The 15,056-nt window shown below is 59.4% G+C and carries 17 protein-coding genes and 1 tRNA gene; 10 read left to right on the top strand and 8 right to left on the bottom strand.

The features are described 5' to 3' along the window. Positions 1–166 precede the first annotated feature (166 nt). The 3 genes from GV002_RS23160 (at position 167) to GV002_RS23150 (ending at position 2,129) form a co-directional block, all read left to right on the top strand. Positions 167–535: a hypothetical protein gene (locus GV002_RS23160; RefSeq protein WP_160020603.1), complete on the top strand. Its 369-nt coding sequence runs from the start codon at positions 167–169 to the stop codon at positions 533–535. Continuing rightward, positions 535–897, top strand: coding sequence for a hypothetical protein (locus GV002_RS23155; protein WP_160020602.1), 363 nt, complete (start codon positions 535–537; stop codon positions 895–897). The genes GV002_RS23160 and GV002_RS23155 overlap by 1 nt, the downstream gene beginning before the upstream one ends. 320 nt (positions 898–1,217) lie before the next feature. Beyond that, positions 1,218–2,129, top strand: coding sequence for a hypothetical protein (locus GV002_RS23150; RefSeq protein ID WP_160020601.1), 912 nt, complete (start codon positions 1,218–1,220; stop codon positions 2,127–2,129). A 125-nt stretch (positions 2,130–2,254) separates the two neighbouring features. On the opposite strand, the gene GV002_RS23145 is transcribed toward GV002_RS23150, so the two are convergent. Both GV002_RS23145 and GV002_RS23140 read right to left on the bottom strand, forming a co-directional pair. Next, positions 2,255–2,509: a helix-turn-helix domain-containing protein gene (locus tag GV002_RS23145; RefSeq protein ID WP_160020600.1), complete on the bottom strand. Its 255-nt coding sequence runs from the start codon at positions 2,507–2,509 to the stop codon at positions 2,255–2,257. A gap of 69 nt (positions 2,510–2,578) precedes the next feature. Further along, positions 2,579–2,848 carry a DNA-binding protein gene (locus GV002_RS23140; protein WP_160020782.1) on the bottom strand — a complete coding sequence of 90 codons (270 nt, stop codon included), beginning with the start codon at positions 2,846–2,848 and terminating at the stop codon, positions 2,579–2,581. Between the two features lie 132 nt (positions 2,849–2,980). Between GV002_RS23140 and GV002_RS23135 the strand changes: the two genes are divergently transcribed. From GV002_RS23135 to GV002_RS23105, 7 genes are all read left to right on the top strand, one after another. Beyond that, positions 2,981–3,199: a hypothetical protein gene (locus GV002_RS23135; RefSeq protein ID WP_064494269.1), complete on the top strand. Its 219-nt coding sequence runs from the start codon at positions 2,981–2,983 to the stop codon at positions 3,197–3,199. Continuing rightward, complete coding sequence (locus tag GV002_RS23130) at positions 3,196–3,411, top strand: hypothetical protein (RefSeq protein WP_160020599.1); 216 nt, start codon at positions 3,196–3,198, stop codon at positions 3,409–3,411. Before GV002_RS23135 ends, GV002_RS23130 begins: the two co-directional genes overlap by 4 nt. Then, positions 3,404–3,745, top strand: a complete 342-nt coding sequence (locus GV002_RS23125) for a hypothetical protein (protein WP_160020598.1) — start codon at positions 3,404–3,406, stop codon at positions 3,743–3,745. The genes GV002_RS23130 and GV002_RS23125 overlap by 8 nt, the downstream gene beginning before the upstream one ends. Beyond that, a complete protein-coding gene (locus GV002_RS23120) occupies positions 3,738–4,136 on the top strand; it encodes a hypothetical protein (RefSeq protein WP_160020597.1) in 399 nt (132 codons plus the stop codon). Before GV002_RS23125 ends, GV002_RS23120 begins: the two co-directional genes overlap by 8 nt. Positions 4,137–4,145: 9 nt before the next feature. Further along, complete coding sequence (locus GV002_RS24190) at positions 4,146–4,460, top strand: hypothetical protein (RefSeq protein ID WP_178094796.1); 315 nt, start codon at positions 4,146–4,148, stop codon at positions 4,458–4,460. Positions 4,461–4,687: 227 nt separating this feature from the next. Further along, on the top strand, positions 4,688–5,935 hold the full coding sequence (locus GV002_RS23110; protein ID WP_160020781.1) for a hypothetical protein: 1,248 nt from the start codon (positions 4,688–4,690) through the stop codon (positions 5,933–5,935). After that, positions 5,935–6,960: a tyrosine-type recombinase/integrase gene (locus tag GV002_RS23105; protein WP_160020596.1), complete on the top strand. Its 1,026-nt coding sequence runs from the start codon at positions 5,935–5,937 to the stop codon at positions 6,958–6,960. The genes GV002_RS23110 and GV002_RS23105 overlap by 1 nt, the downstream gene beginning before the upstream one ends. Before the next feature lie 25 nt (positions 6,961–6,985). Here the strand turns inward: GV002_RS23105 and GV002_RS23100 are convergent. The 6 genes from GV002_RS23100 to uca all read right to left on the bottom strand — a co-directional run bounded on the left by GV002_RS23100 (position 6,986) and on the right by uca (position 14,995). Beyond that, positions 6,986–7,059 (bottom strand) — tRNA-Gly (locus tag GV002_RS23100). 85 nt (positions 7,060–7,144) lie between these two features. Further along, complete coding sequence (locus GV002_RS23095; RefSeq protein WP_160020595.1) at positions 7,145–8,032, bottom strand: alpha/beta fold hydrolase; 888 nt, start codon at positions 8,030–8,032, stop codon at positions 7,145–7,147. A gap of 395 nt (positions 8,033–8,427) precedes the next feature. Continuing rightward, the gene (locus tag GV002_RS23090) at positions 8,428–9,120 is read right to left on the bottom strand and encodes a pseudouridine synthase (RefSeq protein WP_160020594.1); all 693 of its coding nucleotides are present in this window, start codon (positions 9,118–9,120) and stop codon (positions 8,428–8,430) included. Positions 9,121–9,123: 3 nt separating this feature from the next. Continuing rightward, on the bottom strand, positions 9,124–9,327 hold the full coding sequence (locus GV002_RS23085; protein WP_160020593.1) for a cysteine-rich CWC family protein: 204 nt from the start codon (positions 9,325–9,327) through the stop codon (positions 9,124–9,126). Beyond that, a complete protein-coding gene (locus GV002_RS23080; protein WP_160020592.1) occupies positions 9,327–10,793 on the bottom strand; it encodes a sensor domain-containing diguanylate cyclase in 1,467 nt (488 codons plus the stop codon). The genes GV002_RS23085 and GV002_RS23080 overlap by 1 nt, the downstream gene beginning before the upstream one ends. A gap of 503 nt (positions 10,794–11,296) precedes the next feature. Next, positions 11,297–14,995 carry an urea carboxylase gene (uca, locus tag GV002_RS23075; RefSeq protein ID WP_160020591.1) on the bottom strand — a complete coding sequence of 1,233 codons (3,699 nt, stop codon included), beginning with the start codon at positions 14,993–14,995 and terminating at the stop codon, positions 11,297–11,299. Positions 14,996–15,056 lie beyond the last annotated feature (61 nt).

Raw genomic sequence — 15,056 nt, 5'->3', positions numbered from 1 at the left:
CACTCAGTAGGAAAAGGGGACAGATTTATTTATGGTACAGCGCCACTGGTCTAAAAATAAATCTGCCCTCTTTTTCGCATGGACTTAGATGGGAGTATATCGCTGGCGTCTAAGATTGGGCTTGCTCGATAAACCAAAATGGAATTGTTTTGAAAAGAGAAGGTGTATGAGGCTAGGAAAATTCAAAGTAGTACATCAAACGTCATTTCTTCAAATGGCGGAGGATGATGCGATTGTCGAGTTTGAGTTCGATGATGACAGTGCATCCTTCATCATCAAATTTGCATCGGATGCCGATCCTGAAGAGAAACCTCAAAGGCGTATTGAGGGTGGCCCAGATCCCGATAATGAAGAGCGCGGGCTTCTCACTTTTTATAACTGGGGCAGGCCAGGTGCTGCATCCAGTGGTGAGCCAATGACTGTGTTGACCATTGAGGATGGTGATAGGAGGACGAAAATTCTGATGCTTGCTTTTGTGCAATATGCGAATCGAATTTACTCTGTCAATCTTCAGTTCATGATGGAGGTGGCCTAATGACCACCCCGAAATATACGAGCAGCAAAGTAGAGGTTGGTAAGGTTCATCGAAACGTTTCTCAAGAAGTAGTGGTGATAACCGTCGATAGGCTCCGAATTTTGATTTCTTCGCATGTGTCTTGCATTGAAAAGTCTATGGGATGGCAAGCGGCGCTTGGTGTGTTTATTTCACTTGTGGCTGCGCTTTCAACTGCTGAGTTCAAAGATGCATTTAATGTAGGAGGAGAGGTTTGGAAGGCCTTGTTTATTATTGCGTCTGTAATTTCCTTTGTGTGGCTTGTAAAAGGGTTGATTCATTACTTTAAGGCGGAGAAAATTGAGGGTCTTATCGTAAAAATTACCGCTTCAGACGAAACCTAAATACTCATTTAAGCCGATGCCGCTTGTAGGAAAAAGGGGCGGATTTATTTATGGTACAGCGCCACTGGTCTAAAAATAAATCTGTCCCTTTTTTTTGCTTTCCAGCCCCTTGCTGTGATCCGCAATACTCGGCTTTTCAGGTCTTGCAGCCCAGTCAGTACGGCATTCCTCCGCTTTCCCTTGCATTGTTTTCGACACTTTTTCGACACCACTTCTAGACAGCTCTGAGGCTGATAGGTAGCGTTTGGCTATCACAGGGATCGGTCAGCAAATGAATTAGTACGGAAAACTATCTGATAACTATTAGGAGCTTGTGAATTATGACTAATGAGTGGAAGTTTTCTGATATGACGCAGTGGTTCTATATCTACATGGCTCGAGTTGGAAATGCCGATGCTTTGCATCCTCTCAATGAGCTTGATCTTGAAATAGACGGCTGCCAAGAAATTCTCGATGAATTTTTGTCTAATTTCAAAAACACACTTGAGGCTGTAAGTGTTCCGTTTTATGTTGGCTTATTCGCTGCATCTATGAGTCAGAACAAGTTGTTGGAAAAGCTTCTAAACAAGGCTAGAGATGAAGGCTGCAAGGACGCTCTTTCTGTAGCGACCTATCTATTGAATAATAAATCTTATGCGGCGGGAATTGGGTCTGTCATACCTTCTTTTCAGAGGCTTGAGAGCGATGGAATCCTTTCTTCTCAGTTTGAAACTTTGTACAAGCTTGCTGCAATTCGTTTCTATGGGTGTTTAGAGGAGTTTAGTAAGCAAGCTTTAAAGCTGCTTATTGTAAAAGATATTTCTCGACTTGATGCTCTTTCAGTTAAAGGCATAAAGATAGGAAAGTCAAAGTGTGAAACCCTGAAGGCAAGAATTTTGCAATCTCAAAATGAATCTTCAATGACTCTGAGTCAGGCGTATGATGAAGAAATACTTAACAAAGGGTACTCGTTAGAGCAGTACTCAATGATATTTGGAGAGCTTGTAGGGGTCAGCTTTAATAGTGCAGATATTGATAGTATCAAGAGGCTGGAATCTAGTCGGCACTTATTTGTTCACAGGAGTTCCATGGTTGATCAAAAATATATCGACGAAACTGGCTGTGATGAAAGTATTGGTGAAATTCTCAGTGTGCCTGCGAGTAGCATGTATGAGTGGCAAGATAATTTAGTGTCTTATGCAAAAGATTTAATTTTAAAGGTTAATGAGAGGTGTTCTAGCAGCGTCAATTAGGCCCTCGTGAACTGGCATCTATCACTCGGGCTTTGATATTCGAATTGATTCACTCTCACTTGGCTCCATGTGTTCGGCATACCAGCGCCTAGCTGCTTCCTGGGTGATCGCTATCCCGCGTTGGGTTAGCTCAAGTTTCGGTTGGCTTCGTCGTAGTCTGGGCTGGTCTGGCCAATCTCGGGCGCTATTTGCCCGCTCGCGATCCAGAAGGCGTATTGGGGGAACATCTGCACGATGGCCTCGATGTCCTGCTCGTTGGCACGCCGCTTGCCATTTCTCAGGTGATACCAGCTGCTGCGGTCTATGCCAGTCAGTTTCTCAAGCTTAGGGGCTGAGAGCTTCTTTCTGTCCCATACGGCTATCAATCGTTCTCTGATCATTCCTTGATTACTTGCTCTGATTCCTTTCCTTACGGGCATACCAGCGCCTAGCTGCTTTCTGAGTGATCGCTATCCCGCGTTGGGTTGGCTCAAGTTTCGGTTGGCTTCGTCGTAGTCAGGGCTGGTTTGGCCTATCTCTGGTGCTACCTGTCCATTTGCCAGCCACAGGGCGTACTGGGGAAAGAGCTTGATCAGTACGTCTATCTCTTCGGTGCTCACTCGTACAGCACCTTTGCTCACGCTCAGCCATCGGTCGTGGCTGACGCCGCCTGCCTCGCTGGCCTTCTTTGGGCCAATTTTCTTGATTAGTAGTCTTGCTCTATCAGCGCTCGTGGTCATATGCAGATTATTCATCGATAAATAGCAAGGAAATAATTGCTTAGCCCTGCTATGCGCGGTAATAATTTCCGCAAAGGAAATAGGTTCCTTTGCTGGTTCCTGAAAATTGCCGAACATAGTGGATTAAAGCTTATGGATACGGAAGGTCTCGACCCGCAAAAGCTGCACGGCGCTCCACCCTTGATGCCGTGGCAGAAGTTTGCCGAGTGGATCGGCATGGGCGACGAACCCATCGTGGTACGCACCTGGATCGAACGTAACTACCTGCCGTCGCGCAAGGTAGGCAAGCGCACCATGGTCAACGTGGCCTTGCTGCATCAACAACTGCTTGAACAGGAATGGACGCTATGAGCAAACCAGACGAAAGCCTCGACCTGTGCAGCGTGAAGACCTTCGCCGATCTAAGCGGCGTAACGGTCGAAGAGGTCATCAACTGGGTAGACAGCCAGACCATCCCGAGCATGAAGCTGGCCGACTTCCGCATGGTCAACCTTGCCCGTCTGCGTGCTGATCTGGAGAAGGGCAAAACCGTGTTCAAGGCGGGGGACTACGCCCATGTCTAGCCCGACTCTCACCTTCGACCCTATCACCGCTATCGGCTACATCGGCCAGACCGTTCTTGTCGAACTGGTATGGGAGGGAGACCCGGAACCTATCTGGCGTTTCAAACATATCGTTGGGGTGGTAGTGCCAGTCCAGGGCGTTAATGAAGTGGGGTACTTCTTGACCCTCCCTGTCATTGGCGAAGCTGATTTTCCGGATGAGATCTACTTCGACAGCATCCACACCATTCGGGCTGTCCGTGACCGTCACTCCTCCGCCAAGGTGCTGGGCTGCCTGCCTCTGCCGCACCTGTTCCAGGGGCAAGCCAAGGAAGGGGAGCGCCGCCATGCGTAAGCCACGTATCCAGCTCGATGCCGCTACTGCTCTGAGCTATGTCGGCAAGACCGTACTGGTCGAAACCGCCTGGGACGCTGAGCCGGAATCCTTCTGGCAATGCATCCAGATTGTCGGCGTGCTGATCCCGACACCGGATATGCAAGGCGCCCCGTGCTTCCTGGGCGTCGAACTCAGCTCCAGCACGCGCAACCCTAACGAGTTCTACTTCGATGACATTTGCTCTATCAGGGCGATGCGGTACCGCGACCGGCATGGTTCCGGCAACGTACTGGGCCGCATGACCCTGACCCATTCCGCCGATGCATCCGGGTCAGGGGCCGCGCTCCCGGCTCGTCGGAACAGCTTCACCGTTCCGGCGAACGGAAGCACGGGCGCAGCGCACCCTTGACCCCACGCCATGAAAACGAGCCTGACCACGGGAGAGTGGGGCAGCTTCACCGCCCCGCGCTCCCGAGCCCTCGGCGGCAAGAGTGGGATGACAAGGGCAAAGCCCTTGGTGTTGATCCAGCCCCGCCCGCTGCACTTCGCTGACTTCCTGCACCTCATGTTCCTGGCGCTGCTGAGCGCCTTCCTCTGGTACGCCAGCCTCCCGCCCTTTGATCGCCCCCAGGTGCCTTCCTACATCCAGGAACAGAACTGCCTGATCGAACCAGACCCATTCAAGGAGCTTGAACGATGGATGAAGCAAGAGCGGTGCAAGCCCCTGACGTAGCCGTGTGTGTCTCGGCGCAGCCGAGACGGGTTCGGCTGCGTCGGGGGCGCCGCACGCCGCGAGCTGACACCAGCGCCGAGTCAGTGTAGCGCAACGGGCGCTGGTGCCACGCGGCGCGCCCGCCGCCTGACGCCCCTGTAACACGTCAGAAAGTAGGACGAAAACATCCGCATTAATCAGCAATAGGTGACCAAGTGAAAAAGCCAAAAGACTTCCTGAGACTCGACATGCTGGCACGTGAAGACGTGAACGGTCGGCTGTTCATCGATCCGGGTTCTGCACGTTTCGTAGACCTGTCGAAAGTCCGCCTGCTGCACTGCGGCGTCGATACCGTCCGCCAGTTGTACCGGGGCCTGCTCCGGCCGGAGCTGCTGTGCCTGTTCGACAAACCCGGCACCATCGTCGACTTCGCGGGAGAGCGTTGGCATGCAGGCCGTGTCAGCAAGGATTCTGGCTACCAGTACAAGCTGCAGAACGCCGACCTGGGCTTTGTGCTGCTGCTCAAGAACTACAACGCCAAAGTCGAGAACATCGGCCCGCACCTGAAAATCGAAGTGTCACCCCATGCCATCGACAGCCTGTCGCCTGAGCGCCTGCAAGCCCGGATGGATTTCTACGCCGAGCAGATCCTCACCCACATCGAACGCAACCAATGCGCGGTCCATCTCGCCCTGGATGTTCAAGGCTGGCAACCGCCCGCTGATCTGGTGGCCCGCATGCACTGCCGCGCCCGATCCGCCCGCGATATCTCTGGCATCAAGGAAATTACCTGGGACACGAAAAGCAGCGTCTACGGTCGCGGCGAGACCTACATGTTTGGTTCTGCCGGTGGCGTCCAGCTGGCGATCTACAACAAGACCGAGCAGGCCAAGGCCACCGACAAGCTCGACTACTGGGAAGGCGTCTGGCGGCGTCGTGACAGCTTCGACGAAGGCGACCCGGACAACTACAACCGCGATCAGACCGTGTGGCGCGTAGAGCTGCGTTACCACCATTCGGTGATCCAGCAATTCGCCTCTGGCTCCGTCGATCTGCACACCGGCAACGCCATCGACACCAACAGCTATGCCGCCTTCACGCCTCACTTGGATGGCCTCTGGCGCTACGGCATGCAGCAATTCAAGTTGCTGGCTCGCCCTGGGTACTACGAACCGATCTGGACCCTGCTACGTGAAGACGCCCGCGTTGATCTGCCGGTCGATTCGCTGCTCGATGACACCGAGTACAAGCGCAACTACAAGACCTCTCGAGGCTTCTCCGGCAAGAACGTGGAACTGTTCCTGGGAAACTTCGTAAGCCTGCTGGCACGGGAGCGAGTGGGCGCTAGAAAGGGCTTTTACCGGCTCAAGGATTGGGAATGCTGGCCGGTGATTCGTGACCACTACGCCGCCAAGGGGATGGACGAGGATGGGCTCTACAAGCACCTCAAGAACATCCTGGAGGAACGGCACGTCAGGTGGGGCAGGGCGATCTGATGGCGATCATCCAACAGCCTGACGGGCGCTGGAAGGTCGATGTAGAACCCATCAAGGGGCGGCGCTTCCGCAAGACCTTCAAGACCAAAGCTGAGGCGCAACGCTTCGAAACGTCCTGCAGGGCCAAGGTGATGGAGACGCCCGACTGGGCACCCAAGCCAAAGGACCGCCGCAAGCTCTCTGAGGTGTTCACCCGCTACTACGATCTGCACGGCCACACCCTGGCCGACTCCAAGCGCTTGAAGCAGGTGCTTGCGAACATCGCTCACGACCTGGGCGACCCGGTAGCGGCCAAGTTCACGGCTGACCAGTTCTGCACCCTGCGCGGCAAGCTGCTGGTTGAAGGCATCAACGGCAAGACGCTGAACAACCGCCTGGGCTACGTGAAGTCGGTATTCAACGAGCTGCATCGCCTGGGCGATATCGACTACCCAAACCCGTTGGCCAAGGTGCGTCCGTTACGCCTGCAGGAACGCCCGCTATCGTATCTGACCCAGGAACAGATAACCGAACTGCTGGAGGCCTTCGACAACTACCCGAACTGCACGCACATGGCGCTGATCGCTCGCGTCTGTCTGGCTACCGGGGCACGTTGGGGAGAGGCTCAGGGGCTGGTGCCGTCCAGGGTGAAGAATGGCGCCGTGACTTTCGCCAATACCAAGTCGAGGCGCACCCGAACCGTGCCCATCGCGCCGGCCCTGGAGCGGATGCTGTTGGACTACTTCAAGGAATACGGGGCGTTCCCGAACTGCATCCGGCATTTCAGTCGCGTGCTGCAATCGACGTCGATCACGCTACCGGCCGGACAAGCCACGCATGTTCTGCGGCACACCTTCGCCAGTCACTTCGTCATGGCCGGTGGCAACATCCTGACCTTGCAGAAGGTCCTGGGACACTCCTCGGTGACGATGACCATGCGCTATGCACACTTGTCACCCGATCACCTGCAGGACGCGCTACGGCTGAATCCCATCTTCGACACTTTATCGACACTTCCAAAACCCGGAAACGAAAAAGCCCTGTAAAAACAGGGCCTTAACTTTGCGATTTTGGAGCGGGTGATGGGAATCGAACCCACGGCTCTAGCTTGGGAAGCTAGGGTATTACCATTATACGACACCCGCAGCGGGTGCCTTTATACCGGAACTCGGCGGGGAAATGAAGGGCGAACCGGCGCTTGTCGTGCAGCCGGTTCGCCTCTGGGCCGGTTCATACCGCCATGGCCTGCAGTTCCTGCAGTTCGCCGCGCGTCGGCAGTTGCAGGCGTTTGCTGGGGGCGTTGAAGAAGTCCAGTAGTACGCGTTGGCTTTGCAGCCAGGCGGCCTTGTGTTCCATGTCGAGGAAGTGGCCGGCATCGTCGATCACGGCGAACTGGGCGTGGTCGATGTGCTGGGCGAACAGGCAGGCGTCTTCCACTGAGGTGTATTCGTCACGGTCGCCGTTGACGAATATCAGCGGGATGTCGATGGCCTGCAGGCATTCCTTGCCGCAGTTCGCTTCCATGCTCAGCACCTGCTTGATATGCGCGTACATCTGCCGGTATTCGTGCTCATCCAGGGTGCTGATGTGTTTGTGGTTGAAGCGCTTGAACAGCGACGGCAGGTGCTTGCCGATGGTGCTGTTGACCAGCAGGGCGATGTTGTCGCGATCTACCGAACCGAGGAAGCGCAGGCCCTTGTGCAGGTAGTCGAGCATCGGCACGTTGAGGATCGGCGAGAAGGAGCAGATGGCGGCCTTCTCCAGCGTCGCCGGGCGTTGGGCCAGGGCGAGCATGGAGGCGACACCGCCCCAGGAGAAGGACATCAGGTAATTGGCACCATAGTGGTCGATCAGGTGCAGCAGGATCGCCGCTTCGTCTTCCTTGCTGATGGGTGTGAAGTCGCTGTTGTACGGCTTCGACTGGCCGGCATAGGGCAGGTCGAAGGCCACTACGTTGAACTGCGGCTGCAGGTATTTGATCGTTTGCGTGAACGAGGCCGTGGTCGCCAGAGAGCCATTGACCAGGATGATGGTCTTGCTTGCTGCCGGATTGCCGTAGAACTCCGTGTGTACCTTGTGCTTCCTGTTGATCTCGACGACTGCGGTTTCTGGCCTCATGTCGTTTCCTCCTGGCGCAAGTGTGTCAAGGCGAGCGGGTGGCCGTTCGCATTTGATTGAGCAGTCAGAAAAGCGCCTGAGCGTGACAGCATGATGTCAGGCTGGAGATTTTTATAAATATAGGAATTTCAAGCAGTTAGGATCGAAACAGGCGAGCGCTCCAGGCCTTTTGCAAGGCCGTGGAGAGGGCGGTGTTACCAGGCAGGAATCCAGTCGGCGCAGGGCGCCAGCAACTGAAAGAACGTGTAGCTGTCTTGTAGTGACTGGTTGGTCATCTCAGGACTTATGGTTCGATTCAAGCAGTTACCTTGCAGCCACGCAAGGGTGAGTCACATCTTTGTAGCCGATTAGCGCTGCCGTTGGTCGGGTAGTCAGATTCAGGCGCAGGACGACGATCAAACGCTGGCGATTTCCGCATCGGTCAATGCGCGGTATTGGCCGGGGGCGAGCTGTGGGTCGAGGATGATTTCGCCCATGCTTTCGCGGTGCAGGGCGACGACGCGATTGCGGAAGTGGCCGAACATGCGCTTGACCTGGTGGTAGCGGCCTTCGAACAGAGTCAGCCGGGCTTGGTGGTTGCTCAGTACCTCGAGCTGGGCGGGCAGGGTGGTGAGGTCTTCGAAGGCGAAGTAAACGCCTTGGGCGAAGACCTCGGCGTATTCGGCGGTGATCGGCTGTTCGGTGGTGACGTGGTAGACCTTTGGCTTGCGCTGCTGCGGCTGGGTGATGCGCCGCGACCAGCGCCCGTCGTTGGTGATCAGCAGCAGGCCGCTGGTGTTCAGGTCTAGGCGCCCGGCCAGGTGCAGGTCGTGCTTGTCCGGCTCGTCGAGCAGATCGAGTACGGTGCGGTGTTCGTCGTGCTCGGTGGCGCTGACCACGCCGACCGGCTTGTGCAGCATCCAGTAGCGCGCGCTGCGCCCGGCTTGCAGCAGTTCGTCATCCAACTCGACGCGCTGGAAGTCGCGGACCTCATGGCGTGGGTCGTGGACCACCGCGCCGTCCACACGCAGGCGCCCTGCACTGATCAGCAGGCGACTGTCCTGGCGACTGAAACGGGGGAAGTTGCTGAGGAAGCGGTCCAGGCGCATGGCTCAGTCGCGCTCGCGGGGCTCAGTGGCTTTCAGCGCCCCAGCGCAGGCCGGGCACAGACAGGCTTGGTCACGTTGCTCGGGCGTCAGGCGTTGCAGCGCGGCCGGGTCGATCTGCGCGTCGAAGCACCAGCAGGGTTCGTCACGCCCGGCGGCGACGCTGCACTGGTTGCTCTTGCCGCATAGCGGGCAGTGTTGAGTGTCCATCAGAGATCGAGGCAGACGCGGTCGCGCCCGGCCTGCTTGGCACGGTACAGCGCGCGGTCGGTGCGGCCGAGCAGGGTGTGCAGGCTCTCGCCGGCTTGCCACTGGCTGAGGCCAAGGCTGACGGTGACCTGCAGGCTCTGGCCTTCGACGTCATGGTGCTGTTCGGCGCATTGCTGGCGCAGTTTCTCGGCCAGGTCATGGGCGGCCTGGCGGTCGGTGTTCTTCAGCAGCAGGATGAATTCCTCGCCACCCCAGCGGCAGACAATGTCGGCTTGGCGCAGCGTGCCGCGCAGTTGCTGGGCGAAGTCGTGCAACACCTGGTCGCCGGCGAGGTGGCCGTGCTCGTCGTTGATCAGTTTGAAGTTGTCGAGGTCCAGCAGCACGGCGCACAGCGGGCTGCTGTCGCGCTGCGCCTCCTGCAGCGCCTGTTCGGCGAGGATGTCGAAGCCGCGGCGGTTGGGCAGATCGGTGAGGCTGTCGGTGGTGGCCAGAGCGGCGATGCGCCGCTGGTAGCGACGAATCGCCAGGCTCACCAGGGTCAGCACGATGGCGGTGACCAACAGGCACAACAGCAGGTTGATGTAGAGCCCCTGGCGGATGCCGGCCAGGGCCTTGTCCTGCTTGTCGACGAACAGGTACCACTCCAGTTCGGGGATGTAGCGCACGTTGAGGAAGTGCTCGCGGCCCTGCTCCTGGTATTCGAACTGGCCACTCTGTGGCGTGGGCAGTTTTTCCATCAGGCCTTCGAGGCTGGGCACGTCGGCCAGTGAATCGCCGACCTGGGCGCCCATCGGTCCGCCTTGGGCGCCGGTGAGGGTAATGCGCCCGGTGGTGTCGACGAAGTAGACGCTGCGTTCGTAGCGCGCCTGATATTCGTCGATCAGCTTGACCACGGCATCGACAGCCAGGCCGACGCCGGTGGCGCCAATGAAGCTGCCGTCGTAGTCGAGCACCTTGTAGTTGATGAAGATGGTCAGGCGGTCGGCATTGGCCATGTCGACGTCGACGTTGATCTCGTAGGGCTCCTCAAGGCCGCGCACGCGGTAGTACCAGACGTCACGCGGCTCGTCCGGCTTGACCTGCTTGAGTACGCCCTTGGCCTGGTAGTAGGTGCTGGTCCTGTCAGAGATGAAGAAGCTGGTGAAGGCGCCGTAGTGCTCCTGCACTTCGCGCAGGTAGCGGGTCATCTGCCCGTTGTCCTGTTCGCCGGCCAGCACCCAGTCACGCAGGAAGGTGTCGCGGGCCATCATCGAGGAGATGAGGATGGGGCGCACCAGGTCCTTCTGGATTTCCGAATAGACGGTATCGGAGGTCAGCGGCAGCTCGGTGTTGATGATGTGGTCGCGAATCGAGTCGCGCGAGGCGTAGTAGCTCAGCAGCGAAGTCGTGAGAAAGCCGCTACCGAGCAGGAACAGGAGCAGTAACACCAACGAGGTTTGCGTGTGCCGTTTGGGGCGCAGGGACATGGGTGAATCCGGGAGCGGGCTAATGGCGTGATGCTAGCTTGTCGGGAGGGGATAGCGCCAGTTGTGATCATGATCGGCGCTGTTATGGGGTGTGGATGAAAGTTGGGGTAGTGCCAATCCGGCAAGGCGAGCAAAGCAGCCTTGCGTAGGAGCCCCGTCCAAGGTTTTTCGTAGGAGCGGATTCATCCGCGATTGGCGGCGGAGTTTCGCGGCTGAAGCCGCTCCTACAGGTTTGGTGCGTCGATATTCAACCGGGTGGAGCTGGGCGGGTGGCTGGTTTTCCCGGATTGCATCCGGGCTACGGGACTGTAGGAGCGGATTTATCCGCGATTGGGGTTGCCGGTATTGCGGTGGCTCATGAAGCGATCGCGGCTAAAGCCCCTCCCACAGGGAATCGGCGTTTGTGTGGATCGCGGCTGAAGCCGCTCCTGCGCGGTCGTGGCTGGGACGCCTCCCGCAAGGGCTGGTAAGGCCCTGTGGGAGGCGCTTCAGCGGCGAGCTTTTCAGGCTTCTTCCATTACGACCACACGCTGTCCGGCACGCACGGGCGAACCCGGCTGCACACGCACTTCGCGCACGGTGCCGGCTATCGGTGCGGTGAGCGGGATTTCCATCTTCATCGACTCGAGGATCACCAGCACGTCGCCGGCTTGCACCTTGGCGCCGGCTTCGACCTGCACCTGCCAGAGGTTGCCGGCGATATGGCTTTCGATGCCGTGTTGGCCGGCTGCCAGCGGGGCGTCATCGCCGAGTTCGGCGGCCACTTCCTCGACTTCGAAATGCGCCTGGCCGCTGTCGATCCAGCGCTGGCGCTCGGCATCGAAGGCGGCACGCTGCTGCTGGCGGAAGGCGTCGATGCCTTCCGCCTCGTCATCGAGAAACTGCTGGTAGTCGGCCAGGGCCAGTTCGCTGTGTTCGATGCGCAGCGGGTAACGGCCGAGCGGGAAGTCGCGGCGGATGCGCAGCAGTTCGTCGGCACTCACCGGGTAGAAGCGGATCTGGTCGAAGAAGCGCAGCAACCAGGGCTTGCCGTCGAAGGCCTCGACCGCGCGGTAGCGGTTCCACATCTGCAGGGTGCGACCGACGAACTGGTAGCCGCCTGGGCCTTCCATGCCGTACACGCACATGTAGGCGCCGCCGATGCCGACCGAGTTTTCCGCCGTCCAGGTGCGCGCCGGGTTGTACTTGGTGGTGACCAGGCGATGGCGCGGGTCGAGCGGGGTGGCCACCGGCGCACCGAGGTAGACGTCACCCAGCCCCATCACCAGGTAGCTGGCGTCGAACACCGTGCGGTACACCTCGTCTAGGTTCGGCAGGTCGTTGATGCGACGGATGAACTCCAGGTTGCTCGGGCACCAGGGGGCGTCCTTGCGCACGGTGGTCATGTACTTGTCGATGGCCAGCTGGCAAGCCGGATCGTCCCAGGACAGCGGCAGGTGGACGATACGCGACGGCACCTTTAGGTCGCGTGCGGCGCAGACGGCATCCCACTCGCCGGCGACGATGTCGAGCAGCGTCTGCAGTGCCAGGGTTTCCGGTTGGTAGTGCACCTGCAGCGAGCGAATGCCGGGCGTCAGGTCGATCACGCCGTCGAGCTGCTTGGCCTGAAGCGCTTGCATCAGCGCATGGCCACGGAAGCGCAGCACCAGGTCGAGTTCTGGCGCACCGATTTCCAGCAGCAGGTGGGTGTCGCCGGACAGGCGTGCGACCAGGCGCGTGTCGGCTTCGCCGATGTCGAGGACGATGGGGCTTTGTAGCCCGGATGCAATCCTGGGGCTGTTCGTCGCGGCTTCGCCAAGGTCGAGGATGATGGGGGCGGTCAGCTGTGTAGGAGCTGGCTTGCCAGCGATCCGCGTTGGTGGCTGATCGCCCGCAAGCGGGGTCCTACAGAGTTCGGCGTATTCGCGTGCGTTGTTCTGCGCCAACTCCCGCGCGGTGGCGATATCCACCGGCACGAAGCGCACCTTGTCACCCGCTTTGAGTTGGCCGAGCTGCCACAGGTCGGCCTCGATGATGGTCACCAGGCAGACGAAACCGCCGAGGCTGGGGCCGTCCGGGCCGAGGATCACCGGCATGTCACCGGTGAAGTCCACCGCGCCGATGGCGTAGGGGTTGTCGTGGATGTTGGACGGGTGCAGGCCGGCTTCGCCGCCGCTGTCACGTACCCATTCCGGTTTCGGGCCGATCAGGCGCACGCCGGTGCGACTGGAGTTGAAGTGCACTTCCCAGTCGGTGGCAAGGAAGCTGTCGACATAGCCGGGCGTGAAGTATTCCGGCGCGCCGTGCGGGCCGTAGATCACCCGCAGTTCGCGCACGGCCGGCAGGGCCGGGCAGAGTTCGGCGGGCAGTTGCGCGCCGGCCTCGCGGTTGGTGAGTGGCAGCAGGTGCAGCACGTCGCCGGCACGCAGGGCACGGCCGCCGTGGCCACCGAACTGGCCGAGGGTGAAGGTGCTTTTGCTGCCCAGGTAGTCCGGCACCTGGATGCCGCCACGGATGCTCAGGTAGCTGCGTGCACCGCTGCCTCCGAGGGTGCCGAGGGCCAGGGTGCTGCCGGCTGCGATCAGCAGGGCGGTGTTCGTCGGTTGTGCCACGCCATCGATGCTCAGTGGAATCTCGGCGCCGGTCACGGCGATCACGGCGTCGCAGTTGAAGCGCAGCAGCGGGCCGCTCATGGTGATTTCCAGCGCGGCGGCGCCTTCGTCGTTACCGAGCAGGCGGTTGCCCAGGCGCAGGGCGCGGTCGTCCATCGGGCCTGATGGCGGTACGCCGACCGCCCAGTAGCCGAGTCGCCCAGGGAAGTCCTGCACGCTGGTCTGGGTACCGGCGCTGAGCACCTCGAAGGTGGTCGCCTGGTAGACGAGATTTTCCAGGCAGCGCGTCCAGGGATGACCACTGGCGAAAGGCGCATCGCTGAGAATCTGGCGCAGGTAGTCGCGGTTGCATTCCACGCCGTACAGCACGGAATCGCCAAGGGCTTTGTCCAATGCCGTACTGGCCTGTTCGCGGGTTGGCTGCCAGGTGATCAGCTTGGCGATCATCGGGTCGAAGTAGGGCGGAATCTCGCAGCCAGCTTCGACCCAGGTATCGATGCGCAGCGCCTTGCCATCGGCTTCCGGAAACTGCACGGCGGTCAGCAAGCCGGGGCTGGGCTGAAAGTCGCGACCCGGGTCTTCGGCGTACAGCCGCGCCTGGATGGCGTGGCCGGATGGTTCGAGCGCCTTGGCCAGTTCGCTCAGCGGCGCCAGATCGCCGGCTGCCAGCTCGATCATCCAGCGCACCAGGTCGACGCCCCACACCTGTTCGGTGACGCCGTGCTCGACCTGCAGACGGGTGTTCACTTCGAGGAAATAGAAGCGCTCGGCCTCGCCGTCGTAAACGAATTCGACGGTACCGGCGCTGCGGTAACTCACGGCCTTGGCCAGCTTGATCGCCGCGGCGCACAGCTCATCGGCCATGCCGGCTGGCAGGTTCGGTGCCGGTGTTTCTTCCAGTACCTTCTGGTTGCGGCGCTGCACCGAGCAGTCGCGCACGCCGAGGGCAAGCACCTCGCCCTGGCCGTCGCCGAACACTTGCACTTCCAGGTGGCGGGCGCGCTGGATGTATTTCTCGATGAACACGCCGCTGTCGCTGAAGTTGTTCTGTCCCAGGCGTTTGACTGCCTCGAAGGCTTCGCTCAGTTCGGCAGCCGAGCGGCACACACGCATGCCGATGCCGCCACCGCCGGCGGTGCTTTTCAGCATCACCGGGTAGCCGACCTGTTCGCCGGCCTTGAGTGCGGCGTCGAGGTTTTCCAGCAACTCGGTGCCTTCGAGCATCGGCACGCCGTGCTGCTTGGCCAGGGCGCGGGCAGTGTGCTTGAGGCCGAACACGCGCAGTTGCTCGGGCGTCGGGCCGACGAAGGCGATGCCGGCGGCTTCGCAGGCTTCGGCGAAGGCAGCGTTTTCGGAGAGAAAGCCATAGCCGGGGTGGATGGCTTTAGCGCCGCTGCTTTTGGCGGCAGCGAGAATCTTGTCGACCACCAGGTAGGTCTGCGCGGCCGGGCCGTCGCCGAGAGAAAACGCCTCGTCGGCATGCTGGATATGCAGGCTGGCGGCGTCGGCTTCGGAGTACACGGCGACGCCGCCGACGTTCAGCTCACGCAGGGTGCGCAGGATGCGGCAGGCGATGGCGCCACGGTTGGCGATCAGCAGTTTCTCAAACATCAGGGTGACCCTCGAAGGTCATGGCGGGCCGTCCCGCCGTCATTCGTCATGTGCCACGGTC

It is taken from the genome of Pseudomonas sp. 8O (assembly GCF_902506495.1).
Classification (GTDB): domain Bacteria; phylum Pseudomonadota; class Gammaproteobacteria; order Pseudomonadales; family Pseudomonadaceae; genus Aquipseudomonas; species Aquipseudomonas chaetocerotis.
The sequence above is the reverse complement of the archived record's forward strand: the minus strand, read 5'-3'. Positions and strand labels throughout refer to the sequence as shown.